Genomic DNA, 6,739 nt, shown 5'->3' on the forward strand with positions numbered 1-6,739 from the left:
CGGCGACCTGAACGCGGGGACAACGCCGGGTTCCGCGCGGGCGAAACCCGTGGACGTCCTCCGGGGCGTCAGCCGGCGAACCGGGCCATCCACGCCTCGACGTCGGCCGCGGAGCGCGGCAGGCCCGCCGACAGGTTCTCGTGGCCGTCGTCGGTGACCAGGAGGTCGTCCTCGATCCGGACGCCGATGCCGCGCCACTCCTCGGGCACGGTCAGGTCGTCCGGCTGGAAGTACAGGCCGGGCTCGACGGTGAGGACCATGCCCGGTTCGAGGACGCCGCCGACGTACTCCTCGGTGCGGGCCTGCGCGCAGTCGTGGACGTCGAGACCGAGCATGTGGCCGGTGCCCGCCATGGTGAAGCGGCGCTGGAGGCCGAGTTCGTAGGCGCGGTCGACGGGGCCCTCGATGAAGCCCCACTCGACCAGCCGGGCGGCCAGGTGGCGCTGGGAGGCCTCGTGGAAGGCGCGGTAGGGGGCGCCGGGCTTCACCGCGGCCATGCCGGCCTCCTGGGCCTCGTACACCGCGTCGTACACCTGGCGCTGCACGGGGCTGAAGGTGCCGCTGATGGGGAGGGTGCGGGTGACGTCGGCGGTGTAGAGGGAGTGGGTCTCCACGCCGGCGTCGAGCAGGAGCAGGTCGCCGGGGCGCACCGGGCCGTCGTTGTCGGTCCAGTGCATGATCGTGGCGTGCTCGCCGGCGGCGCAGATCGAGCCGTATCCGACGTGGTTGCCCTCCAGGCGGGCCCGGCGGAAGAAGGTGCCCTCGATCCACCGCTCGGACGAGGCGACGGCCCGGGACAGCTCGCCGACGCAGTCGGTGAAGCCGCGGACGGTGGAGTCGACGGCCTTGCGCATCTCGCCGATCTCCCACGCGTCCTTGACGAGCCGGAGTTCGCTGAGCGTGCCGTCCAGTTCGGTGTCGCGCTCCTCGTCGGTGGTGACGGCGGCTTCGAGGGCGGCGTCGACGCCGCGGACGATCCGGGTGGGAACGCCCGCGCCGGCGGCCAGGTCGTCGGCGAGGGAGCGGACGTCGCGGCAGGCGAGGCCGAGGACGACCTCGGACTCGGCGAGGGTGCGGCGGCGGCCCATCCACAGCTCCGCCGTGTAGCCGATCCAGAACTCGTCGCTGTCCCGGCTGTCGCGGGGCAGCTGGTAGCAGTAGGCGTCGTGGCCGCCGTCGGCGCGGGGTTCGAGGACGAGGGCGCAGTCGCGGGCCTGGTCGCCGGTCATGTGCACGTAGCCGGAGTACGCGCGGAAGGGGTACGTGTCGTCGTTGGAGCGGGTCTTGAGGTTGCCCGACGGGATCACCAGGCGCTCGCCGGGGAAGCGGGCGGAGAGCGCCGCGCGGCGGCGGGCCGCGTGCGGGGCCTGCTCGCCGGCTTCGAGATCGTGCCGCTCGGTGTCCGCCCAGCCGGTCCTCATGAGGGCGGAAAGCTCCTCGGAGACGCCGTTGTAGAGGCCGTTCTTGCGACCCTTCGCCACGTCCTGCACCTTCTTCCGGGTGAGTTGCCAGGCCACCGGTGGTCGGTGGCATCCGGACGGTACTGCGCCGCGCGGCCGCCGGGTGCCCAGGACCGCCAGTGGCACTGATCGGCCACACCGGGGGTGGCGGGGGACGATAATGCGGTCCATGGCGAACGCGAAGCTCAGTGAGGCGCTCCGGCTTCTGGGGATCGGTGACGAGGCCGGCCGGGTCTATCTGAGGCTCCTCGAACTCGGTCCCGCGCCGCTCGGCGCCATCGGGTCCGCGGCCGGTCTGACGGGCGCGGGGCTGGCGGCGGCGTACGGGGAGCTGGTCGACGCCGGTCTGGCGAGCGCCGCCGAGGGGGGTCCCGAGGTGGTGGCGCCGGTGCCGCCGGCCGCCGGTCTCGAGATCCTCGGCCGGCACCGGGCGGCCGAGCTCGACGAGTCCCGGATCACCGTCGGCGGCGCGTTCGAGACCTTCCGGCGGCAGCGGCTCGCCTCCCACGGCGACCACCTCGTGGAGATCGTCACCGGGGACGCCGTGGGGCTCCGGATGCGTCAGGCGTGGACGAGCGCGCGCGAGCAGATCCGGCAGCTCGACTCGCCGCCGTACTTCCCCCTGCCGGGCGCCACCGAGGACGCGCTGGCGACGCTCGCCCGCGGGGTGACGCAGCGGGTCGTGTACTCGCGGGAGTCCCTGGAGCACCCGGGGAACCTGGAGTCGGCCATCGAGCCGTGCATCGAGGCCGGGGAGCAGGCCCGGGTCCTGCCGTCCGTGCCGGTGAAGCTCGTGATCATCGACGAGGCGTACGCGATGGTGTCCCTGTCGATCAAGGAGTCGGACGTCCACAACACCATGCTGGTGGTCCAGCCGTGCGGGCTGCTCTCCGCGCTCGTGGCCCTCTTCGAGCAGGCCTGGCAGAGCGCCCTGCCCTTCCACGGCCGCACCACCCGGCCCGCCGGGCTGCTGCCCGCGGACCGGCGGCTGCTGCGCCTGCTCGCGGGCGGCGCGGCCGACGAGGTCATCGCCCGTGAGCTCGGCATCAGCCGCCGCACGCTCTTCCGCCGCATCCAGGTCCTGATGGCCCGGCTCGGCGCGACGAACCGGTTCCAGCTGGCGCTCCAGGCCCAGCGCTCGGGCTGGCTGTGACCCGGGGCCCGGGTCACCCCCTCCGCGTCACGTGAGGTGCCGCCGCAGGAAGGTGTACATCAGGGCGCTGTTGTGCGCGGCCTGCTCGTTGTCGCCCGCGCCCGCGTGGCCGCCGCCGGTGTTCTCGTGGAAGAGCACCGGATGACCGAGCTCACGCAGCCGCGCCGCCGTCTTCCGGGCGTGGCCGGGGTGGACGCGGTCGTCGCGGGTCGAGGTCATGAGGAGGACAGGCGGGTACGGCCGGTCCGCCGCGAGCGCGTGGTACGGCGAGAGGTCGAGCAGGTGCGGGAGGTCGGCCTCGACGTCCGGGTCGCCGTACTCGGCGATCCAGGACGCGCCCGCGAGGAGCTTGTGGAAGCGGGTCATGTCGAGCAGCGGCACCTGGGCGACGATCGCGCCGAACAGCTCCGGGTAGCGGGTGAGCATGGCGCCCATCAGCAGCCCGCCGTTGCTGCCGCCCGCCGCCCCGAGCGCGCCCGGTGTGGTGATGCCCCGGGCGACGAGGTCCTCGGCCACGGCCGCGAAGTCCTCGAAGGCCCGCGGCCGCTCGGCGCGGAGCGCGGCCTGGTGCCAGTCCGGCCCGTACTCGCCGCCGCCGCGGATGTTCGCGATGACGTAGGTGCCGCCCTGTTCCAGCCACGCCCGGCCGGTCACCCCGCCGTAATAGGGGGTGAGGGACACCTCGAAGCCGCCGTAGCCGTAGAGCAGCGTGGGGCCCGGGCCGGTGGCGGCGTGGTCGGGGCCGATGACGAAGTACGGCACGCGGGTGCCGTCCCGTGAGGTCGCGAAGTGCTGCGCCACGGAGAGGCCGGCGGTGTCGAAGCGTTCCGGGGCCTGCTTGAGCGTCTCGGAGTCGCCGCCGATCCGCCCGCGGTACAGGGAGGACGACTGGAGGAAGCCGGAGACGTCCAGGAAGTACTCGTCGGAGACGTCCGGGTCGGTGTCCACCACGCTGACGGCGGACAGCTCGGGGACCCCGACGAGCGGTTCGCGGGTCCATCCGCCGCCGGGGGCGGGGGTGAGGACCTCGATGCGGGTGCTGACGTCCCGCAGCGTCTCCAGGATCAGATGGCCGCGGGTCCAGGCGTGCCCGGCCAGGGCCGTCCGCCCGTCCGGGGTGAACAGCACCTCGGGAGTGCGGTCGCCGGCCAGGAAGGCGTCGAAGTCGAAGGCGAGCAGGGAGCCCGTGGGCTGCCCCAGCCAGTCGGACTTCAGGGTGACGATCAGGTGCCCGCGGTGCGCGTAGGCGAGGGCGTCGTCCGGGACGTCGATCCGGACCAGGGTGCCGTCCGGCCGGAGCAGGTGGGTCTCGCTGCGGAAGAAGTCCAGCGAGCGGCCGACGAAGTCCCGTTCGAAGCCCGGCGTGCTGTCGTGCTGCCCCCAGGCCGACACGTCGCCCTGCCCGGCCTCGAAGACCAGCTCGGCCTCGGCCACCGGGGTGCCGCGCCGCCATCTGCGGACCTGGCGCGGGTAGCCGGAGTCGGTGAGCGCCCCGTCGCCGGTGTCCGTGCCGACGAAGACGGTGTCGGCGTCGATCCACCCGATCCGCGTCTTCGCCTCCGGCAGCCGGAACCCGTCCGCGACGAACTCCCGTGTGGCGAGGTCGAATTCGCGGACCACGACGGCGTCCCCGCCGTCCCGCGACAGCCGGATCAGCGCCAGGTCGTGGTCGGGGCGGCGCACCCGCGCCCCGTCCCACACCCACTTCTCGCCCTCGGCGTCGGCGAGCGCGTCGAGGTCGAGGAGGACGTCCCACTCGGGGGCGTCCTTGCGGTACTGCTCCAGCGTCGTGCGCCGCCACAGGCCCCGCACGTGCTCGGCGTCCCGCCAGAAGTTGTAGAGGTGCGGGCCGCGGCGGACGGTGTACGGGATGCGGTCCGAGGCGTCGAGCACCTCCCGCAGCCGCTTCTTCAGCGGGTCGAAGCCGGGGTCGGCGGCGAGCGCCTCGGCGGTCTCGGCGTTCCGCTCGGCCACCCACGCGAGCGCGGCCTCGCCCGACACGTCCTCCAACCAGAGGTACGGGTCGACGTCGGTCTCTTCTCCCATGTGCTACTTCCCGTCCTCACGTCGCAGCTGTGCCGAAAGGTGGTGGCGCAACGGCTGCCCGACCGCCGCGAGGTCGTGGACGAAGTCGAGCGTGCCGTCGTCCGCGAGCGTATAGCGGCGCCGGGTGGCCTCGACGTGCTTCGCCGTAGGAGCGAGGGCGACCGTGTGCGTGGCCAGGTCGACCGCGCCGTCCCCCGCCCGGCCGACCATGATCTCCGCGATCCCGGTCGGCTGGGTGATCAGCGCCTCCACGCCGCCCTCCGGCTTCATCCGCCACCAGCCGCTCTCCCGTGCCGCCGGGCGCAGCGGGGTCCCGTCCGCGTCGACCAGCCAGGCGCGCGCCTCGTAGTGGAGGAAAGGCCGCCCGTCGTGGCTGAAGGTGACCTCCTGCTCGTACGTGAACTCCTCGGCGAGCGTCGGGTACTCGCCCCTGCCGCGGCCGACCCACGTCCCGAGCAGGCCGGTCACGGGTGCGAGCAGCTCGTGCGGGGTGGGCGACTCCTCCGGCCCCAGGGCGTCGGAGTAGGGGTACTGCCGCTCACGGTCGATCATGTGGTGCGCTCCTGGGTCGGGTTCGGTGCCGGATCGCAGCTTAGGCGTGTCCCGCCGATCCGGCCGGGCTCGCGGGTCCGGGCTCCGAGACGGCCGTTGACCCGGCGGTCGGCGGCGGCTACGTTCGCGCCATGTCGCGTACAGCCCTGCTCACCTCGCGTGGTCACATCGACCTGCTCCGGGTGGCCTCCGCCGCGTGTCGCCGCGGCCGCTGACGCCTTCTCACTCTCCCCCCCTTCCTCTCCGTCCCGGTCCCCGTGCGCGCGTGTCCCCTCCGTGCCCGCGGGCGCCGGGGCGCACCCTCACGTGGTCCTCGGCCCCGGCGGTCGCGGCACGTCCACGGAAAGGCCTCCTGATGACCGTTCACCTGCACTGGTTCCTGCCGACCGGCGGCGACGGCCGGACCCTCGTCGACCGGCACGCCTACGCGGACGGGGGGATCACCCGGAACGGGAGCGTGTCCGGCGTGCGCGCGCCCGACGTCGACTACCTGGTCCAGATCGCGAAGGCCGCCGAGCGGCTGGGGTTCGAGGCGGTGCTGACACCGACCGGGACGTGGTGCGAGGACGCGTGGCTGACCACGGTGGCCCTCGCCCAGCACACGGAGCGGCTCAAGTTCCTGGTGGCGTTCCGGCCGGGGGTGGTCTCCCCGGTCCTCGCGGCGCAGATGGCGGCCACGTACCAGCGGATCACCCGCGGACGGCTGCTGCTCAACGTGGTGACCGGTGGGGACGCGGCCGAGCAGCGGCGGTTCGGCGACCACCTCGACCACGACCGGCGGTACGCGCGCACGGCCGAGTTCCTTTCGGTGGTGCGGGGCGTCTGGGGCGGCCGGCCGTTCGACTTCGACGGCGAGCACTTCCGGATCGACGGCGGGCTGACGGCGCTGCCGCCGGACCCGCTGCCCGAGGTCTTCTTCGGCGGCTCGTCCGAGGCGGCCGGGCCGGTGGCGGCGGAGCACGCGGACGTCTACCTCACCTGGGGTGAGCCGCCGTGGCAGGTGAAGGAGAAGATCGACTGGATCCGGGGGCTCGCGGAGGAGCGCGGCCGGACGGTCCGGTTCGGGATCCGGATCCACACGATCTCGCGCGACTCGGCGCGCGAGGCGTGGGCGACGGCCGACCGGCTGCTCTCCGACGTCGACGCCGGGACGGTCGCCGCCGCGCAGGAGGCCCTCGGCCGCACCGAGTCCGTCGGCCAGCAGCGGATGCTGGCCCTCCACCGCGGCGGCTCGCTCGACCGGGACAAGCTGGAGATCGCGCCGAACCTCTGGGCGGGGGTCGGCCTGGTGCGGGGCGGGGCGGGGACGGCGCTCGTCGGCAGCCACGCCGACGTCGCGGACCGGATCGAGGAGTACCACGACCTGGGCGTGGAGCACTTCGTGCTCTCCGGATACCCGCACCTGGAGGAGGCGTACTGGTTCGGCGAGGGCGTGCGCCCGGAGCTCGCCGCGCGCGGACTGCTGCCTGCGGGGTAGCGGGGCGCGGGGTGGTGGGGGCCGGGGGGGGGGGGGGTACCCCCCCCCCCG

6 protein-coding genes are annotated in these 6,739 nt (G+C 74.0%); 3 read left to right on the plus strand and 3 right to left on the minus strand.

Annotation, left to right across the window (positions count from 1 at the left end):
• Positions 1-68 precede the first annotated feature (68 nt).
• On the minus strand, positions 69-1,481 hold the full coding sequence (locus ACFCY7_RS25995; protein ID WP_376488467.1) for an aminopeptidase P family protein: 1,413 nt from the start codon (positions 1,479-1,481) through the stop codon (positions 69-71).
• A gap of 148 nt (positions 1,482-1,629) precedes the next feature.
• Between ACFCY7_RS25995 and ACFCY7_RS26000 the strand changes: the two genes are divergently transcribed.
• Complete coding sequence (locus tag ACFCY7_RS26000; RefSeq protein ID WP_376488468.1) at positions 1,630-2,613, plus strand: LuxR family transcriptional regulator; 984 nt, start codon at positions 1,630-1,632, stop codon at positions 2,611-2,613.
• 27 nt (positions 2,614-2,640) lie between these two features.
• Here ACFCY7_RS26000 and ACFCY7_RS26005 read toward each other — a convergent pair whose 3' ends face one another.
• Positions 2,641-4,659: a prolyl oligopeptidase family protein gene (locus ACFCY7_RS26005; RefSeq protein ID WP_376488469.1), complete on the minus strand. Its 2,019-nt coding sequence runs from the start codon at positions 4,657-4,659 to the stop codon at positions 2,641-2,643.
• A 3-nt stretch (positions 4,660-4,662) separates the two neighbouring features.
• Positions 4,663-5,211, minus strand: a complete 549-nt coding sequence (locus ACFCY7_RS26010) for an FABP family protein (RefSeq protein WP_376488470.1) — start codon at positions 5,209-5,211, stop codon at positions 4,663-4,665.
• A gap of 131 nt (positions 5,212-5,342) precedes the next feature.
• Here ACFCY7_RS26010 and ACFCY7_RS26015 point away from each other — a divergent pair, with 131 nt between their 5' ends.
• Positions 5,343-5,426: a putative leader peptide gene (locus tag ACFCY7_RS26015; RefSeq protein WP_376488474.1), complete on the plus strand. Its 84-nt coding sequence runs from the start codon at positions 5,343-5,345 to the stop codon at positions 5,424-5,426.
• A 140-nt stretch (positions 5,427-5,566) separates the two neighbouring features.
• Positions 5,567-6,688 carry an LLM class flavin-dependent oxidoreductase gene (locus ACFCY7_RS26020; RefSeq protein WP_376488471.1) on the plus strand — a complete coding sequence of 374 codons (1,122 nt, stop codon included), beginning with the start codon at positions 5,567-5,569 and terminating at the stop codon, positions 6,686-6,688.
• Positions 6,689-6,739 lie beyond the last annotated feature (51 nt).

Origin of the sequence: Streptomyces sp. NPDC056361, assembly GCF_042262805.1 — a bacterium.
Taxonomy (GTDB): domain Bacteria; phylum Actinomycetota; class Actinomycetes; order Streptomycetales; family Streptomycetaceae; genus Streptomyces.

Bases quoted from the DNA above. Each gene is read 5' to 3' on its own strand.
- ACFCY7_RS26000 (WP_376488468.1), top strand. From the start codon at position 1,630: ATGGCGAACGCGAAGCTCAGTGAGGCGCTCCGGCTTCTGGGGATCGGT.
- ACFCY7_RS26005 (WP_376488469.1), bottom strand. From the start codon at position 4,659: ATGGGAGAAGAGACCGACGTCGACCCGTACCTCTGGTTGGAGGACGTG.
- ACFCY7_RS26010 (WP_376488470.1), bottom strand. From the start codon at position 5,211: ATGATCGACCGTGAGCGGCAGTACCCCTACTCCGACGCCCTGGGGCCG.
- ACFCY7_RS26015 (WP_376488474.1), top strand. From the start codon at position 5,343: ATGTCGCGTACAGCCCTGCTCACCTCGCGTGGTCACATCGACCTGCTC.
- ACFCY7_RS26020 (WP_376488471.1), top strand. From the start codon at position 5,567: ATGACCGTTCACCTGCACTGGTTCCTGCCGACCGGCGGCGACGGCCGG.